The organism is Streptomyces sp. NPDC104307 (genome assembly GCF_055584045.1).
Genome location: NZ_JBVJMU010000004.1, coordinates 109,496 through 126,813 on the forward strand (window position 1 = coordinate 109,496; position 17,318 = coordinate 126,813).

At 66.5% G+C, this 17,318-nt stretch carries 16 protein-coding genes and 2 pseudogenes; 4 read left to right on the plus strand and 14 right to left on the minus strand.

Translation table 11 applies throughout. The annotated features are described in order from the left end of the window. Positions 1-79 precede the first annotated feature (79 nt). Together ACZ601_RS13345 and ACZ601_RS13350 are read right to left on the minus strand one after the other, a co-directional pair. On the minus strand, positions 80-520 hold the full coding sequence (locus ACZ601_RS13345) for a hypothetical protein (protein WP_469537594.1): 441 nt from the start codon (positions 518-520) through the stop codon (positions 80-82). An 83-nt stretch (positions 521-603) separates the two neighbouring features. Further along, positions 604-2,022: pseudogene (locus ACZ601_RS13350) on the minus strand (ISL3 family transposase); the annotation flags it as partial. Between the two features lie 223 nt (positions 2,023-2,245). Between ACZ601_RS13350 and ACZ601_RS13355 the strand changes: the two are divergent. Further along, positions 2,246-2,788, plus strand: coding sequence for a GNAT family N-acetyltransferase (locus ACZ601_RS13355; protein WP_469536744.1), 543 nt, complete (start codon positions 2,246-2,248; stop codon positions 2,786-2,788). Between the two features lie 23 nt (positions 2,789-2,811). On the opposite strand, the gene ACZ601_RS13360 is transcribed toward ACZ601_RS13355, so the two are convergent. Next, entirely contained in the window at positions 2,812-3,909 is a 1,098-nt protein-coding gene (locus tag ACZ601_RS13360; RefSeq protein WP_469536747.1) for an IS630 family transposase, read from the minus strand. Between the two features lie 14 nt (positions 3,910-3,923). Next, entirely contained in the window at positions 3,924-4,103 is a 180-nt protein-coding gene (locus ACZ601_RS13365) for a hypothetical protein (RefSeq protein ID WP_469536749.1), read from the minus strand. Positions 4,104-4,396: 293 nt separating this feature from the next. Between ACZ601_RS13365 and ACZ601_RS13370 the strand changes: the two genes are divergently transcribed. Further along, on the plus strand, positions 4,397-4,768 hold the full coding sequence (locus ACZ601_RS13370; protein ID WP_469536752.1) for a hypothetical protein: 372 nt from the start codon (positions 4,397-4,399) through the stop codon (positions 4,766-4,768). Between the two features lie 43 nt (positions 4,769-4,811). Here ACZ601_RS13370 and ACZ601_RS13375 read toward each other — a convergent pair whose 3' ends face one another. Together ACZ601_RS13375 and ACZ601_RS13380 are read right to left on the minus strand one after the other, a co-directional pair. Further along, the gene (locus ACZ601_RS13375; protein ID WP_469536753.1) at positions 4,812-6,458 is read right to left on the minus strand and encodes an ISL3 family transposase; all 1,647 of its coding nucleotides are present in this window, start codon (positions 6,456-6,458) and stop codon (positions 4,812-4,814) included. A gap of 436 nt (positions 6,459-6,894) precedes the next feature. Further along, positions 6,895-7,461: a hypothetical protein gene (locus tag ACZ601_RS13380; protein ID WP_073736290.1), complete on the minus strand. Its 567-nt coding sequence runs from the start codon at positions 7,459-7,461 to the stop codon at positions 6,895-6,897. Between the two features lie 36 nt (positions 7,462-7,497). Between ACZ601_RS13380 and ACZ601_RS13385 the strand changes: the two genes are divergently transcribed. Next, positions 7,498-9,537 (plus strand): trypsin-like serine peptidase, encoded by a 2,040-nt coding sequence (locus tag ACZ601_RS13385; RefSeq protein WP_469536755.1) that lies wholly within the window; start codon positions 7,498-7,500, stop codon positions 9,535-9,537. A gap of 66 nt (positions 9,538-9,603) precedes the next feature. Here the strand turns inward: ACZ601_RS13385 and ACZ601_RS13390 are convergent, their stop codons facing one another. Both ACZ601_RS13390 and ACZ601_RS13395 read right to left on the minus strand, forming a co-directional pair. Beyond that, positions 9,604-11,055, minus strand: a complete 1,452-nt coding sequence (locus tag ACZ601_RS13390; RefSeq protein ID WP_469537597.1) for a M1 family metallopeptidase — start codon at positions 11,053-11,055, stop codon at positions 9,604-9,606. 14 nt (positions 11,056-11,069) lie between these two features. Further along, positions 11,070-11,315 (minus strand): hypothetical protein, encoded by a 246-nt coding sequence (locus ACZ601_RS13395; protein WP_469536758.1) that lies wholly within the window; start codon positions 11,313-11,315, stop codon positions 11,070-11,072. Positions 11,316-11,358: 43 nt separating this feature from the next. Here ACZ601_RS13395 and ACZ601_RS13400 point away from each other — a divergent pair, with 43 nt between their 5' ends. After that, positions 11,359-11,943, plus strand: coding sequence for a GNAT family N-acetyltransferase (locus ACZ601_RS13400; protein ID WP_469536760.1), 585 nt, complete (start codon positions 11,359-11,361; stop codon positions 11,941-11,943). Between the two features lie 16 nt (positions 11,944-11,959). On the opposite strand, the gene ACZ601_RS13405 is transcribed toward ACZ601_RS13400, so the two are convergent. From ACZ601_RS13405 to ACZ601_RS13430, 6 genes and pseudogenes are all read right to left on the minus strand, one after another. Further along, positions 11,960-13,501 (minus strand): ISL3 family transposase, encoded by a 1,542-nt coding sequence (locus tag ACZ601_RS13405; protein WP_469536763.1) that lies wholly within the window; start codon positions 13,499-13,501, stop codon positions 11,960-11,962. A gap of 619 nt (positions 13,502-14,120) precedes the next feature. Beyond that, positions 14,121-14,542 (minus strand): annotated as a pseudogene (locus tag ACZ601_RS13410) (winged helix-turn-helix domain-containing protein); the annotation flags it as partial. Between the two features lie 149 nt (positions 14,543-14,691). Continuing rightward, entirely contained in the window at positions 14,692-15,312 is a 621-nt protein-coding gene (locus ACZ601_RS13415; RefSeq protein WP_469536767.1) for a zinc finger domain-containing protein, read from the minus strand. A gap of 71 nt (positions 15,313-15,383) precedes the next feature. After that, positions 15,384-15,947, minus strand: coding sequence for an AAA family ATPase (locus tag ACZ601_RS13420; RefSeq protein WP_469536769.1), 564 nt, complete (start codon positions 15,945-15,947; stop codon positions 15,384-15,386). Further along, positions 15,944-16,744, minus strand: coding sequence for a DUF6042 family protein (locus ACZ601_RS13425; protein ID WP_469536772.1), 801 nt, complete (start codon positions 16,742-16,744; stop codon positions 15,944-15,946). Before ACZ601_RS13425 ends, ACZ601_RS13420 begins: the two co-directional genes overlap by 4 nt. Next, on the minus strand, positions 16,737-17,318 hold the full coding sequence (locus ACZ601_RS13430) for a hypothetical protein (protein WP_469536774.1): 582 nt from the start codon (positions 17,316-17,318) through the stop codon (positions 16,737-16,739). The genes ACZ601_RS13425 and ACZ601_RS13430 overlap by 8 nt, the downstream gene beginning before the upstream one ends.

The window sequence follows — 17,318 nt, forward strand, 5'->3', positions numbered from 1 at the left end:
GGTTCTGGCACAGATCTTGGGGAGTCGTCGCGGAGCGTCACCTCGATGTTCGATCAGGGGTCGAGCGACGATGCGGCCGTCAGCACAGGTGATTCTGAACTGTTGAGGCCCGGTCGTCACTCATTGCGGTGTAGATGGTCACGATCGATGCGACGGCATTAACTTCGGCCGGTCCGACGATCCGAAGCCATGCGAGTTCGCAGAGTCCGTCGAACCGTCGGACGCGGTCAGCGGCGCCCGCAGGCCACGGTTGTGGGAGCACCGGGAGGTAGATCAAGGAGATCTCGTCGATGGAGCTGCCGACGGTCTGCGGGGGCTTGTCGACCGAGACGTGGTGGAGATTGGAGAGGGAGAGCACTACGTCCGGCTTCCACGGCCCTTCCCTGAGGGTGATCTCCAGGGAGTCCTCCTCGGGGAAGGCGTCGAACGAGATGCGACTGATGGTGTAGCCGACGCACGATGCGAGTGTGCATGCGGCGTTGGTGCATCGGTTCTTGAAGGCGTCTCGCGCCTCAGTCATATCCGTCACAGCGGGAGACTACGAGCCCCTGTGCCCTGCGTCGATCGAGTTGGCTGGGCCAGCCACTGGTGCGGGACTGAAGGTTATTGAAGCAGGATCATCTTGCGGAGAAGCTCGAATCCGGCTCGGCCATAGAGTTGCCTCTTGATCTTCTTGATGCGGTTTACGGCGCCCTCGATACTGCCGGAGCTCCAGTCCAGGGTGAGCCCCGCTGTCACGGCGTCGAGGTCCCGGAGCAGGTGGAGTGCGAAGCCGGTGAGGCCGGGTAGTTGGCTCGCCTCGACCGAGTCGATCCAGGCAGGGAGCGTTGCACCCAGGCGGTTGCCGAGTATCTCGCCGAAGTCGCGGACGTGCACGGCGGCCTTGTCCAGTTCGGGGCAGCGGGCCAGGACGCGCTTCAGACCGGCGCGGTCGTCCTCGCTCAGCGTGGCGGGGTGCCGGGTGAGCCAGCCGGTTACCTGCCGCACCGTCAGGGGTCGGGGCGGCGCGCCGGCAGGAGCCCCGCGGAGCGTCGCGATGTGGGCGCGGACCATCTGGTAGGTGACGGGCGCGTTGCCGGCGACGAGTTCATGGTGGAGGTGGGTGACGCTGGTGCATCCCGCGGCGAAGCGTCGCTCCAGGTAGGGCTTGTAGGGGTCCAGTCTGCTGGGCCGGGGCCGGTTCTCGCGGAAGGTTTCCTGCCAGCGTGGGGCGTTTGCGTACCGAAGGACGGTGTTGAGCCCCCAGCCCAGGTGTCGGGCGATCGCCCGGCGTGAGTGGCCTTGGGCAAGGAGGTCGTGGACCAGGGCGTGCGCTGCCTTCTTCCGCTCGGCTCGCCGGCCGACGGGCTCCGAGTCGTCCTGCGGCTGGCCAGGACCCGGGATGGCCCTCGGCAACATGCCGCTGGGCGAAGGATCGCGCAGGCAGTCGCGGTGGGCGGCGACGCAGGTTTCCACGGCCCGGCCCAGGCCCTGCCACAGATGAAACCGGTCAGCAACCTGCAGAGCGTCGGGGGCACCGCGGCGGGCGCCCTCGGCGTAGGCACTCGCCCGGTCCCGGCAGATAATCTCCACGCCGGGATGACGGGCCAGCCACGCGGCCAGCGGTCCGGCTTCACGGGTCGACAGCACGTCGACCACGCAGTGGTCTTCGACGCTGGTCAAGACGGTGGAGTAGGTCTGGCCGCGGCGGATCGCGAAGTCGTCCACGCCCAGCACTCGCGGCGTTGTGAACTGCGGATCGGGTAGTGCCATCACCCTGCGTAACAAGGTCATCCGTCCCGCGCCGAAGTCCAACTGGGCAGCCAGCCTGGCGCCGGCCCGCCCGGCCAGCGCGAGCCCCACTCGCTCCAAGGCATGGTTGAGCCGCGTGGTGAACTGTGCGTGCGGGGCGGCCAGCCGGGGAAACGGCTCGGCGAACGTCCGACGCGGGCAGTCCACCGATCCGCAGATGAAGCGCCGGACCGTCAGCCGGATCACAAAGCTCTGCTCAGCGAGCGGAAGATCCTTCAGCCTTCGCTGGTAACGGTCGTGGACCCGGTCCGAGAAGCATCCGCATCCCGGACATGCAGAGCCAGCCGCGCGGCCTCTAGTGGCTTGGCTCGGATGGTTGACCGGGCAATCGTCCTGAGGCGATTCCTCGGTGTGGACGGCCTGACGCTATGGCGGCTGGTGCTGGGCCGGGTGAAGTTTGCGCTGGTGAAAGTGGTTTGCCGGGCGCGGCGTCGGGTGGGTAGCGTCGCCGTCCATGACCCCGACCCTGCGCACCGAGCGACTGCTCCTGGACCGCTACGTTCCCGGGGACGAAGAGGGCTTCGTGGCCTTGTTCCAGGATGTGAGGGTGTCGCAGTGGATGGGTGACGGTCCCGCTTCCGAGGAGGAGGACCGGGCCCTGTTCGGGCGGATCTTCACGAAGGTCTATGCCCAGGACCTGTTCGATGTCTGGGCCGTTCGCAGGGACGGTGCGTTGATCGGGCATGCCGAGATCAAGCCGACCGATGTGGTCGGGGGCCACGAGATCGTCTACGCGCTGGCCGCGGCGGCGTGGGGATCCGGTCTGGGGACGGAGTTGGCCCGGGCCGTCGTCGGCTACGGCTTTGACACCCTCGGGCTGACCGAGGTGCACGCCACGGTAACCGCACTGAACAGCGCCTCGCTGAACCTGCTGGACAGGATCGGCTTCGAACACGTCGGGGACATCAGCGAGGACGACGGCAGCACCACTCGCGTGCTGACCCGCCGCCTGGCCACCACGGGCAGGTCTCCGCTCGGCCTGGCAGGGGTGAGCTGAGACCTGGTTCGGCGGGAGGCTGGTCAAGCCGCCTGGGCCGGATACCGGTCCCAGGTGCGGATGGGCGAGTCGGTGGCGAAGCCGGTCTTCGGCTCGGCCCGGGCGTTGCGCCAGCGGATGTAGGCGCCGATGGCGGCGTCCTGCTCGCCGTGGCTGCGGTGGTCGGTACCGTTGAGGGCGAAGTAGCGCAGGGCGGCGAACTCGGCTTCGATCCAGTTCAGCCACGAGCCGTAGGTCGGCAGGAAGACCAGTTCGACGTCGTTGGCGAACGCCCAGGCACGGACGTTCGGGTGCTTGTGCGGGGAGAAGTTGTCCAGCACGATGTACAGCTTCTCCCCTGACCAGCGGGCTCGCAGGGCCTTGAGCAGGGACAGGAACTCGCGCCAGCGTTTGCGCTGCCGGATGCGGTAGTACATCTTGCCGGTGGCCAGGTCGAGGGCGGCGAGCATGTGCATCACCCCGTCGTAGCGGTTGTAGGTGGCCCGCAGCCGGCGGGGTGACCGCAGCGGACGCCACGCCTTGCCCTTGCGGGGCATCAGGTTCAGCGGCCCGAACTCGTCCACGCACACCACCCGGCCGTCGGCCGGCGGGGTGTCGTAGAGGGCCAGGATCCGGTGCATCTTGGTGATGAAGTCCGGGTCATTGGAGGACTTCCAGGTCGTGGTGGTCTGCCAGGAGACCTTCCCCTCGCGTAGTATCCGCCGCAGTGTCTCGCGGCTGACCGCGGGGACCACCTGCTGTTTGACCAGGTGCTCGGCGAGTTTGGTCAGGCTCCAGGTGGAGAACGCGGTGATGCGCCAGTCGGCAGGGGATGTCCGGGCGATCAGACAGATGTGCTCACGCACCTGACTACTGATCGCGCGGGGGCGTCCCCCTCTCCATTTTGGGTCCAGTGCCTCGAACCCCCGCTCGTTGAACGCGTGGATCACATCGCGCGCATATTCGGCGCTGACCTGCATCAGCGAGGTGATGTCCGGCACCGACTGGCCCTGGGCGGACATCATCACCACGATCGCCCGCCCCAGCCTCACCGGATCCTTCGAGGTCCGGCTGATCCGCTGCAGCCGACGCCCCTCCTCCATGCTGACCGGCCGGACGAACACTCCCGGGCGACGCCCCACCACCACCTCCACGATCACGACCTGGAAGCAGCCTGCCGTTTCACCGACGAAGGATCAATTACCCGTCCAATCATCCGAAACGAGCCACTAGCCACCACCTCGACCGTGCCGAACGCGGCCGAAACCGCCTCGACCTCCACATCGTCGATCCCCTCGAACACCAGCGAGTCCCAAAACGGCGCATCGGTCTGCATGACCAGCACCATCACCGCCCATAGCCGCCGACAGCAGCAGCCAGGAGACACCTGAGGGAGCGTCACTTACGGCTGTCGCAGCACAAGGCGTACGCGGTCTCACACGGACAGCCCCCTCGCAATCGAACATCGAGGTGACGCTCCGCGACGACTCCCCAAGATCTGTGCCAGAACCGTGTTCGGCTCTGGCACTGATCTTGTGGTCGCTAACCGTGCGTGCCTCACCCGTGTCGTCCGTCACCAGAACACAGCCAGCACTTCGCGGTTGAGCTCCACCAAGCGAAGATCGCTCCATGGACCACGCCATCGACCTCGACCAAGCTGCCGCCGAGATCACCGCACGCCTTCCCGCCTGGACTGCGTTCGGACTCAGCCCCGGACCGATCACCTGGCGGGACGAGACCCTTCTCTGGCCTCAGCGGCTGGAGACCGACCGGGCCGTCGTCGCCGACCCGGATTCGATCGGCGTACGCATCCTGGGCACCGACGGTTGGACTGAGGTGCACCTCGTCCTGTTCCGAGGTGGCTGGGCAGACCTCGACGCACTGACCGACAACGAGGTCACCACCGAATGCCCGCAGATCACCACCCCGGAGGAGTTCGGCAACCTCCTCGATTCTTCCGTCACACGCTTCCTTGGCACCGGCCGGCATCCGGCCATATGACGAAGTCGTGTCCGGCACTGGTGGCCTCGCAACGCTCTGTGGATCAGAGGGTGTGGAGGACCCGGATGCGGAGGAGGTCGAAGTTCGCTCGGCCGAACATCTGGCGCTTCAGCATCTTGATCTTGTTGACGGTTCCTTCCACGGCGCCGGAGCTGTGGGGCAGGGTGAGCCCGGCGGAGACCGCTGCGTGATCGTGGCGGAGGCCGCGGGCGAAGGAACACAGGTTGGGCAGCTGCTCGACCGTGGCCGCGGCAATCCAGTCGTCGAGTCGGTGTCCGTCGCGCTTGGTCATCATCTGCGCGAAGTCCCGGACGTGCCCAACGAGGGAGCGGAGCTCGGCGCACTCCTCAAGAGCTGCCTTGAGGCGGACGGCTTCGTCAGGGGCGAGGTTGTCGGGGTGGGACATGATCCAGGTGGTCAGATGTCGGGGCTTCGGTGGTGGGGCGGGGGCCGGCTCGGCAATGGCGTGGCCGCGGAAGGTGCTCACGTATCGCTGGACCGTCCGCGCGGCGCCGTTCCAGCCGTCGGCCTTGATCTCTTCGTGGAGCCGGGCGCCGTCCCGGCATCCCTCGTTCCATCGACGGGTCAGGTAGGGCTTGTACTCGTCCAGCTTGCTGGGGCGGTGGACAGCTCCGGCCAGAAGTTCGTCGGCGGTCGCCGCGCGGGCGAACCGGCGAACAGTGCGAAAGGCCAGGCCGAGACGGCGGGAGATGGCGTTGAGTGACGCGCCCTCGGCCAGGAGCCGGTGGACCGCCGAATGGCGCTCGACGGTTCGTGTGACAAGACGTCGCTCCCGGCCGTTGACGTCGTGGAACCCGGGTTGCGGGGCTCCCGACGGAGGCTCCTCTTCGGCGTCGCGATCCAAGTGCGGGACCGGGCGCAAGCAGGTCTGGTGGGAGCGGACCGTCTTATCGACTACCTCGCCGAGGTTGTGCCACAGATGGAATCGGTCGGCGACCTGCAACGCGTCGGGGGCTCGGGTGCGGGCTCCGTCGGCATAGGAACCCGCGCGATCCCGGCAGATGACCCGCGCTCCGGGATGCTCGCGCAGCCACGCGGCGAAGATTCCAGCCGTCCGCCCTGGCAGAAGATCGACCGGTCGATGGGTGTCCATGTCGAGCAGGACCGTTCCATAGACGTGTCCGCGTCTCAACGCGAAATCGTCGACGCCGAGCACGGACGGTGCGGTGGTCAACTCGGGATCGGGCAGGCGCCTGAGCAGGCGGAGCAAGGTCATGCGGTTGACGGGCATGCCCAGCATCCGAGCCAGCCGGGCCCCCGCCCGGCCGGCAAGTGCCCGAGCGATCGCCCTCATAGCCTCCAGCCGTAACGGGCTGAAACGCGCATGTGGGGAGGTAAGTCCTGGTATCTGCTCGGCGAACGTGACCGTGGTGCACTCCGGCTTCCGGCATAAGAACCGGCGAATCCGCAGTCGGATGACGACTGCCGAGCCGCCCATCGCGCTGTCGCCCAAGCTTCGCTCATAGCGGCCATGCACACGCGAGGAGGCCGTGCCACACGCCGGGCACAGCCCCTCGGAGGCCCGTGCCCTCGCCACGATACGGATCACGCCCGGCGCCCGCTCGACTTCATCCACTGAGACAAGGCCAGCCAGATGCGGCAACAACACTTCAAGACCTCGAAGATCGCACGCCACACATGATGACGGAATCCGATGACGTTGCGTCACGAGACCACAAGATCAGTGCCAGAGCCTCGGGACGTCAGCGGAGTCTGCCACTGGATGTCAGTGGTTCTGCCATGAGGTGTGTCAGTAGGTACAGGAAGTCAGCGGTGAGCGGATGGGCGGCGATGATGCCGGCCGCGTACGGCGGGAGCAGGGTCTTGCCGGTGGTGTGCCCGCAACTGGGGCACTCTTCCTCGTCGCGGCAGTCGAGCTCGTTCCGGTGACCTGCGGCCAATCCTCAGAAACCGATGGCTACTTGAGGGCTTCCTGTCCGGGGGACGCCCTGACCGAGGCGCTGGACGCCGCCGACAACATCTACTCTCCGCGTGGCCGCGCGTACTGACCGACATCCGTATGGGGTATGCGGGTCAGCACCGGATCACAACGGCTCGACCGGCAGCTCGACGCGCTGAACCGGGCCCCGGGGTGCCGACGAGGGTCAAGACGGAACTTGGCGGCGGCGAAGGCGCAGCAGTACCCCACCCACCGCCAGTGTCGCCACGGCGCCCGACGCGATACCGATGGCCAATCCGCCACCGAAGCCTGGCCCTTCGCTCGATGCCGCAGTCTCGTCCTGACCCGATACCGTCACCTTCGAGCGCAGGACGATCGCGGGATAGTCGCACACGTAGTCGCGGTCCTCTTCCGTCACGCATTCGGCGCTCTTGTGTCGCAGCGTGAATGTCACCGGATACGTTCCGGGCTTCACCGTCTTCTTGATCCGGCCCGCGCCCACCCAGGCTCTCCTGGTGTCACCGAGGACGGTGTCGTCGGTCAGCGCAGGGCTTGAGACCTCGACGTCCGTCGGGTGCGGGTTGCCGGGGCGTTCCTTGACCGTGAGGTTCACTACCTCGCCAGGCGCCGCGGGGCCACCGACGAAGCTGTACCCCTGCTTGGGGAAGGGGAGCTGATCGGCGTGGGCCGCTCCGGCCTGCCCGAGCAACATCAGCGGCAGGGCAGTAGCGGCAAGTCCGCAGCGGATGGACGAACGTGTGAAGTCGAGCATATGCGTTTTCCCCGTGCCATTAGTAGTCATACGATCTTGACTGACCTTGACACAGCCACGCCAGACGGCGTGGCATGCGTCATCTTTTCGTGTGGGGGAACAACCATGAGAATACGCAGAGCGCTGGGTACTGCGGCGGGCGCCGCAGCACTCATGCTGCTGCCGGGCTTTCCGGCGATTGCCGACCAGGGCGATCCGGCTCCCTCGGGGAGCTCCGTCCCGAGCACCCCGGCGCAGCCGTCCTCCGCTTCGCCGACGGCCCCGGAGCAGCCTTCTGTTCCGCCGGCCTCCGTGCAACCGACGGAGCCTTCCGTTCCGCCGGCCTCCGTGCAACCGACGGAGCCTTCCGTTCCGTCTGCCCCTGTCCCGAAGGAGCAGTCTTCCGCTCCGTCGGTCCCCGTCCCGGCAGGCGGGGACGACGACGCGCGCGGGTTCACGCCGGCTGACGCCGACGACTACTGGACCCCAGAGCGCATGCGGGCCGCGAAGCCCGTCAAGGAGCAGGAGGCCAAGCACTTTCCCGCCCCGCCCAGGACGGGGCGCGCCGCCAGTCAGCCGTTCGAAGGGCTGCCCATCGTCGGCACCTTCTTCTGGAACGACGGCACCGCGACCGGCCGCTTCTGCGGCGGCACGGTCGTCAAGAGCCCCGGCAAGAACATCGTGATGAGCGCCGGCCACTGCTTCGACGACCAGGACGCGCGCAAAAACCTCGCGTTCGTCCCGCAGTACGACGACGGGAAGAAGCCGCACGGCTCCTTCACTGTCAAGCCCGGACGCATCTATGTCGACAAGCGGTACCTGGCCAAGGGCCCGGACGCCGCGGCCGACCTCGACTTCAACTTCCTGCTGCTCGAACCGCGCGGCGGCAAGAACGTCGAGGACGTTGTCGGCGGCGCCGAGTTGATGATCAATGCCGGGTACAACCACAACCCCACCCGCCTCATCGGCTACCCGGCCAACCAGAAGCGCCCGCTGGACTGCACGGACAAGACCGTCCGATACGACAGCACCGACCCTAAGATCCCGGGCAGCTTCCTGCGCATCGCCTGTGACAAGTACTCGGGTGGTGCGTCCGGTGGGCCGTTCCTCATCAAGCGAGGCAGCGACTGGGGCATCATCGGCGTGATCGGCGGCTGGAAGACGGGCGGCGACAAGGACGAGATCTCCTACAGCTCCTACCTCGACGGTGACGCCAAGTCGCTGTACGACGACGCGGTCAACAACCGTCAGCCGGCGGGCCGTGGTGTTTTGGGCAAAGCTGAGACCTGGCAGCATGCCGAGGTCATGGCGGGTGGCTACTTCACTGACGGTAATCCGGGTTCCTGGGACTACTCCGACCTGATCGTGCGCTGGTCCGACGGCGAGTTGACCTTGTACCGAGGTGCCGGGGAGGAAGGCGACAACTTCGACAGGGAGATTCGTCTCATCGCGCCCAACGGCACCTGGAAGCACGCCGAGACCATGGCCGCGGGCGACTTCACCGGGGCCGACCGCGACGACCTCATCGTCCGCTGGACGGATGGCGAACTGACGCTGTATCCCGATGTCGACGAGAAAGGGCTCCACGGCGAGGTACAGCTGCAAAAGCCCAATGATCTGTGGAAGCACGCCACTTCCATAACCGGTGGTCGCTACACGACCAGTAACAAGTGGGCCGACGATCTCCTGGTCCGCTGGAGCGACGGTGAAGTCACCCTGTACACCGACGTCAACCGCGACGGCTTCCACGGCGAGAAGAAACTCGCCGCGCCCAACGGCACCTGGAAGCACGCCGCGACGATCACGTCGGGCGACTTCACCGGCAACGACCAGCACGACCTCATCGTGCGCTGGACGGACGGAGAGCTGACCCTCTACAAGGACGTCGACCAGAACGGTTTCCACGGCGAGAGCCAGGTCAAGAAGCCCAACCGGCTCTGGACGCACGCCACCGTCCTGGGCGCGGGCGACTACACGGACAACCGCCACCCGGACGACTTCCTGGTGCGGTGGTCCGACGGTGAAGTGTCCATGTACCCGGATGCGGACGAGACCGGCCTGAACCGCGAGATCACGTTGGTGTACCCGCCTGCATAGGGCCTTCTGCGGGCCGGAGAAGGGCCTTCCCTCGGGGAGAGCCCTTCTCTCGTCGGATCGCCCTCCTCACATCCGGGAGGGCTTCTTCTCGTCGAAGAGCCAGATGTTGAAGAGCGCGCTCAAGTCCTTCCCGGACTTGCTCTCGCACAGGGCGATGAACTGCCGGGTGTCAACATTGCCGTGCCGGTGCTGCCGGGTCCAGGTACGAAGGATGTCGAAGAAGGTCTCGTCGCCGACAGCCCTGCGCACCTTGTGCACGACCATGGCACCGCGTCCGTAGACAGGCGGATCTGAGACGCGTCCTGCGCCGGGCGGATCCGCCGGCGGGAACGCCCAGATGCCCTCGCTCTCGGTGTCCGTGCCGTCGTAGTAATCCTCGAAGATCTCCGTGGTGCCCCTGTCGCCCCGCTCCTCTTCCCAGAGCCACTCCGCGTAGGTGGCCAGACCCTCACTGAGCCACAGGTCCTTCCACTCGCGTGGGGTGACGGAGTTGCCGAACCACTGGTGTGCCAGTTCGTGCACGAGCAGCGCCTCTTCGGGCGCCTCGCCGAAGTAGGGCTTGGTCTGGGTCTCCAGGGCGTAGTCGAGCCCTGGCAGGTGGTCGACGATGGCACCGGCGGAGGAGAAGGGGTAGGGGCCGAAGAGTTTGCTGGCCCAGTCGACGATCTCAGGCACCAGGTCTGGGACATCGGCGGAGTCTTCGGCCTCGTCGGGGTCGATGGCGACGTAGACGGGCACGTCATCGTCCGTCCGCCCCTTGTGGGTCTCGAAGTATCCGATGGAGACGTGTGCGAGGTAGCTGGCCATGGGCTCCTCGGTTCGCCAGTGGCGGGTTACCGTTTTCCCTTTGTCCTCCTCCGTGATCAGCTTGCCGTTACTGATCACGTCGTAGGGGTCGCCGTCCTCGTCCTTGGGCACGGTGACCGTGGTGTCGTACGTGGCCTTGTCCGACGGGTGGTGGTTGCCCGGAAACCAGGTCATGGAGCCGGACGGCTGACCCAGGGCCGTCGAGCCGTCGTCGGTCTCCATCCAGCCCTCCAGGCCTCCGTCGTCGTCCTTGAGCGTGCGCGGTGTGCCGTCGTAGGTGACGACTGTCTTGAAGACTTCGCGGTTCCTCACCGTCTTCGCCGGTGTCACGAGCAATTCATCTCCTGCGCGGGCGACTTGGGCCTTGGCTCCCTGCACCGTGGTGCCGCGTAGCCGCAGCCCTGAAAGGTCGAGGTTGAAGCGGCTCAGGTCCTGGGTGGCCTGCGCTGTGATGATCGCCGTGCCCTTCAGGTGGTTGGTCTCGGGCACGTAATCCAGCGTCAGCCCGTAGTGCACCACGTCATAGCCACCATTGCCGAGCCCTGGGAAGAGCCGATCTCCTACTCCGGCCGTGCCAGGCTTTCCGGCCGCGACGCCACCGTTTCCCGGTGCGGAGCCGGTGCAGGATGTCGTCACGGCCAGGAGGAGCGCTGTGGCCGGAGCCCAGCCGGACAGACAGCCCGGGACCGCCGACCGAGGGCGGCTTCCCATCGCCATATGCGGTTTCATCTCGTGTCTCCCATCGATCGCAGGGCGCGAGACGTCAGAACGTCGGCATCGTCCATTGGTTGCTTCAAGACTGGCAGAAGTTCTTTACGCGCCTTGCGGCTGACGAGGTTGGCCAGGGTCTCGTCGGTGCCGACGCGCACATCCACAGCCTGCTCGTCGAACTCCAGGCCTACTGACCCTTCCGGGCTCTGGCACACATTCCGTGAGACGAACACCGTGAGTGAGAAGTCGGCGGTGATCACCACTTCACCTGTGCGTCTATGACGCCAGGGCTACCGTGTCGACATGAGTAAAGACTCTCTCACCGGTCGCAGTGTCCGCCTTATTACGTTGTCTGTTGACCATGCCGAAGCCCTCTTTCCCTCCGCGTCAGACCCCGCGGTATGGCGGTGGATGCCCCGGCCTCGTCCTGAATCCTTGGAACAGATGCGGGCAATGCTCAGCCAGATGTTGGCGGATCCAGCCCGCCAGTGCTTTGCGGTCCAACGTCTAGCCGACGGGGTGGTGATCGGTTCGACCAGCCTTTATGAGCTTGATATGGCTCAGCGTCGCGCTGAGATCGGTGCGACGTGGTTCGATCGCTCCTGCTGGGGCGGCCCTTATAATGCCGAATCCAAGCTCTTGCTTTTCGGCCATGCATTCGACGCCTTGGGTCTCATCAGGATCGCTCTGCGCACCGACAACCTCAATGAGCGGTCCCAGCAGGCTTTGACGCGTCTGGGACTGATCTACGAAGGGACGCTCCGCAGCCACATGGTGCGCCAGGACGGCACGCGCCGTGACTCGCTGTACTACAGCCTGCTCACAGACGAGTGGCCAATCGTTCGTGGCAAGTTGCTGGCCAGGATTGCGGCCAAGGTCACCGCCTGAATCGGGCAACCGCCCCTCATGTAGCGAGGAGTACTCGCTTACGCAGGAGAGCGAAGCCGGCACGGCCGAACATCTGGCGCTTGAGCATCTTGATCCGGTTGGCGTGTCCCTCGACGACGCCGGAGCTCCAGGGCAGAGTGAGGCCGGCGATGACGGCGTCTCGGTCGCGGTCGATGCCTGCGGCGAGGGTGTGGATGGTGGGCAGGTCGTCTTGCCGGACGGCGTCGAGCCACTCCGGTAGTCGCTCGCCCCCGCGCTCGGTGAGCATCCGGGCGAAGGACCGGACGTGCCCGGCGAGGGCGTCCAGTTCTGGGCAATGAGCCAGCACAGCCTTGAGCCGCATCTGTTCGCTCTCTGTGAGGTTTTCGGGGTGCCGCAGAATCCACCCGGAGACCGTCCGAGGGGTCGGCGGCCGGGCGGAGACCGGTCCAGGTGAGAGGCGTTTCTCCCGCAAGTAGGCGCGAACTCGCTGGTAGCTGCCCTTGTAGCCCAACGGCACGATCTCTTCCCACAAGGCCCAGGCATTGGTGCAACCGTGGTTCCAGCGGTCGTCCAGATAGGGCTTGTACTCGTCAAGGACTGTGGGGCGGTTTTGCCACTGTCCCTGGAAGAGGTCCTCGGGGACGACAGCGTCAACCAGGCGCTTGACTGTGCGGTGGGTCATGTGGAGCTGTCGGCCGATCGACCGTCGGCTGTGTCCTGCCGCCAGCAGGCTGTGGACGATGGCATGCCTGTCCCGGATACGGTCGGCGAACCGGTGGCCTGTTGGCCATGGTGATCCGGTCATCTCCTTGGGCGGTGGAGCCGCAGCTGCGAACTCGACTGGTTCACGAGCCAGGACTCCAAGGCAGCCACGGTGCTGGGCAACGCACCGCTCGGCGGCCTCGCTGAGGTTGTGCCACAAGTGCCATCTGTCTGCGACCTGCACGGCTTGGGGCGCCCCGATGGTGGCTCCTTCTGCGAAGAACGGTGCACGGTCGCGGCAGACGACCTCTACGCCAGGGCGTTCGGCCAGCCAGGCGGCCAGGCTGGATGCTGCCCGGTCGGGCAGCAGGTCGACCGGCCGTCGGGTTTCGACGTCGACCAGCACGGTCCCATAGAAACGGCCCTTGCGCGTCGCGTACTCGTCGACGCCGAGCACCCGCGGCACCGGTGGTTCGGGATCAAGCAGGGCCTCGACCAGCCGGAGCACAGTGCTGCGGCTGACGGCCACTCCGAAGACCCCAGCCATGCGGGCACCAGCCCGGCCAGCGAGCGCGAGGCCGACTGCGGCCAATGTCGACCGCAGCCGCTCGGTCCACCGGCCGTATCGTCGGATCAGCCCGGCTATCTGCTCGACAAAGGTCCGTCGTTCACACAAGGCATTTCCGCAGACGAACCGGCGGACCCGCAGGCACAGCCGAACCCGCTTGCCCGCACTGAGCACGTCAGCGGGAAACCGCAAATAGGAGCTGTGAACCTGGTTCGACCAGCCCCCGCACCCAGCGCAGTCGGCCCCGAGCATCGTGCACCGGGCCTCTATCAATACCGCCTCATTGCTCACGTCGACCGACGACACCGCGACACCGGGATCGACGGGAACAGCAACTCCTCCAGCCGGATGGTCATCTCTTCCACGAACCCGAACTGTCACCTATCCAAGATCTCCACTGATCATTTTTAGGCAACTTCCCGAAGGCCAACACGACCCTCGACCGTCACTCACAGTGCCCGCGTCACGGAATGTGTGCCAGAGCCCAAACCATGAACAACTGACGGCACTAGGTCGTGTCTGACAAATGATCACCGAGCGGGGATGTGCGTGCTCGATCCAATTGCCTTGCCGTTCTGAGGTCGGCCAGTGAGTCTGGACTGGTGCCAGGACAAGGGAAAAGGAGGCGGCGACAAGAGGCCGAGACTCAGCGGCTTGCCGCTCGCGCCGCGCCGGACGCGGGGCAGTGGGAAGTGATCGTTGAGACTCGGGACCAGGCGGAGATGCGCACGCAGTTGCGCCGCCTTCGGGAGGCAGGAGTCGACGGGTCGATGATCCGGATCGACACGCTGTGCGGGCGCCTGGCACTGCCGACCACCTACCGGCTGAGCCGGTTCGTGACGGACCCCGGGTGGGAGTCCGAGTGCAAGCACTCTGATCATTGATCTTGTGTCAGGCCAAGGTGAATTGACGGCCGCCGCTAGTCTTCCGCGCGGGGCCACACCTCCTTGACCCACCCAGCCACCGCGCCGTCATCGCGCTCCACGGCACGACGGGCCGGAACCTGGCAGGACCAGCCGTTACGCGCCAACAACTTGCGTACGCCCTGGATCGTGTAAGTGAGGTGGAAGCGCCGTCCGATCACCGTCTTCACACGGCTCAGAGTCCAGCGCTGGTCCTCCCAGCCGTGCGCGGCAGCGATGCAGGCCCCTGCGATCGCAGGGATCGCGGCCCGCCCTCGGCCCATGCCTGACGCCATCTCTGCACCGACCGGACGCTGACCCGCAGATCCCTGGCGATCGCTGAACTGCCCTCGCCCAGGGCAAACCGCTCAGCCGCCTGAAGCCGTAACTCCTCGCGCTTGCACGGCCGTTCAGCAGTCAACCCACCACCCTGTGGATACCTCATCCTCCGGTGATACCGCAGGCAGGCACCAACCGTCAGCCCCCATGACTTCACGAGTTCAATCTCAGTAACGGGACACCGCCAGGCGTGCAGGTTGGTACTGCATCGGCAGGAGGTTAGTGGGTGGGACTACGTCAGTGTTGACCGGCCGGTCAGCCGTCGGCTCGTTCCTTCTCGACCGCATTCATCCTGCGGGCCATGTCGATCTGCGCGCGGATCGTCGTGTCGAACAGTGCCTCCGGATCGGTGTCGGGTCCGGCGTTCGCAGCCAGCAGCGAGGCGACTTGGCCGGCGAGGACAGTGACCACGTCGGCCGTCCCCACCGGGCCGCGGACCTCAATGAGTTTGCGCACGGCGTCGTCGATGCGGTCCATGGCCTCCTCGCCTTGGAGGAACAATCCGAGCCGGTCGGCGAGGAACATGCGGACGACCGCCACACCGTCGGCCAGGGCGGTGTCCACGTTGAAGTCGGCGCGGGCCTTCTCCGACTCCTTGAGCACGGCCGGAATCGTGTACGTCCGCTGCTCCGGGATGAGGCCCTCCTTTCGCCACTTCGTGTACGGGATGGGGCCGACGGCGTCACGACGTGCACGGTGTTCGTTGGTCGGGCTGCCACCCGCGGTGCGGCAGGCCCGCCCTGCGGCTGCCTTGCAAGTCGGGCATTCGACACGGCGCTTCCACGAGCGCACGAGATCCATCTCGGCATCGGAGCGGAGGTGGCGTCGCCACTCGCCGCCCCACGGGATGCTGTCCGATCCGTTCTCCACGCCCATTGCCCCCTGGGTCCGGTGGTGTGTGCTGTCGTCGATGCCGTGGTTATGACCGTACCTGCGGGTGGCACCCCTCAGCGGTCGATCGGGAGAACACCGTCCAGGCCGCTCTCGGAGTAGATCTGTTGGACCGTGTCGTCCAGGGTGCTGGCCGCGTCGACAACGGTCTCCAGGCCATTGGGGAGCAGGTCCTTCTCTCGGTACCAGTCGCGTAGGTGGTCCTCGTTGACGTGCGCAAGGTACTCGGCATCTGGTTTCGACGCGTGCCGGAGCGCTGTCTCCTTGAAGGGCACGTGGAGGTAGTAGCACCGTGTGACGCCCTGGTGGGCGCGCACCAGGTCCTGGAGCATCGTGCCGTAGCGGTCGGCGTACAGGATGCCCTCCAGGACAACGTGGAAGCCGTGGTCCAGGGCGTAGCGGGCGGTGAGGTCGATCAGACCGATACTGGCGCCGGCGGGCCGGTCGCGTTCGCGCAGCACGATCCGGCGGAGGTTGTCCTGGGCGATGATGGCGAGGTTGCGGCCGAACTTTTCGCGCAGGCCGGCCGCGACGGACGACTTGCCCGAGGCGCTGTTGCCTCGGAGCACGATTAGGCGCGTGCCGCTGGTCCCCACGGTGCCGTGCGCGGTCTCGGTCACCCGCGGCTGACCTGGATGCGGTTCTCGTGGAAGTGCTCCCAGTCCATGACCAGGCGGAAGCGGCGGTGGGCCTCCAGGCGCTCCGCGTCGGCCGGTTCCTCGCCGCGCTGGACACGGGCGTCGCCGGATTTCACGAGTTCCGTAAGAGCGAGCCGGGTGTCGTCGACGTCCTGGCCCGTGGCTTCCGCCAGCCGGTCCAGGGAGGTGAGGGTCTCTGCCGGTTCACCCAGATCGTCGACCAGGTGGTCGATGAGGGTGTCGAGGAGCGGGCCGGTGCGCATGGTCCAGCGGATCCCGTCGAGGCGCTCGGTGAGTTCGGGGTCCAGGGGCAGCAGGTCACCCGGCAGCGGCAGCGCGGCGGGCATGGACCATTGGAGCCCGTCCGGTGTCTCTTCGCGGCGGGCCAGGCCCCACGTCAGGTACAGCTCGGACAGGTCCCGCACGGTGGTGGGTACCGGGAAGCCGGCGGTCGTCAGCATGGTGCTGAACTGCTCCCAGCGGGCCGCCTCGCATGCCTCGCGGCCCTCCGGCGCCGTCTCGTAGTCCCATTCCTCATCAGGCCAGGAAAAGGTGAGCGCGCCGTCGAGGTCGCCGCCGATCATGTCCCATTGCCCGTCGAAGATCTCGTGCACCAGGTCGTCCAGCGAGCCGGTGAAGCCAGGCCGGCTCGCGGTCCCGATCAACATGGTCAGCGGGAAGCCTTGACGGGGCAGCACGTGCTCCCAGCCCGACACCCACCAGTCGTTGTGCATCGCCATGTCCCGGCGCGGCCCGGGCACAGACGCCTTCTCAGTCATCCGCAGCTCCTCCTCGAAAACACCTCGATGCTCGCAGCGTACGCAGCGAGACGAGGCAGGTTCTCACGGACGTCCCACCCATGCCTGGTGGTGAGGGGCGACGCGTAGCTGCTCGCGGAGGCGACCGCGCAGCACTCCGACGCGGGTGCGGGCCCTCCAGGACCTGCAGTCCGCTGTCCGCCGGGTCGAGGAGGCGCCGGTCGATGAGGAGCGGCGTGCGCAGCCACGTCCCGTGCTCTTCCCAGTACCGGCCGACTTCCGGGGGCCGCACCTTGACCCAGTGCACCGGGTCGGCGGCGTAGCTCTCGATGCAGCCGACGTCGCTCTCGCCAGTCGGCATGATGGGGAAGGCCGCAGCCGGGATCGTCTCCAGCTTCCAGGTGATGGCGCACAGATCGACGTCTCCGTAGTCGTCCACGAAGTGGCCATTGTCGCCGTGGTCGAAGAGGAAGTCCCTCAGGACGTCGTTGGGCCATTGCAGATCAGCCAGTGCCGGGGCGGCGCGGAAGCGCTCGAAACTGAGGCCGCTGTCTTGGCGGCGAGCCATCAGCGGGCCGAGGTCGTTGAGCTTCAT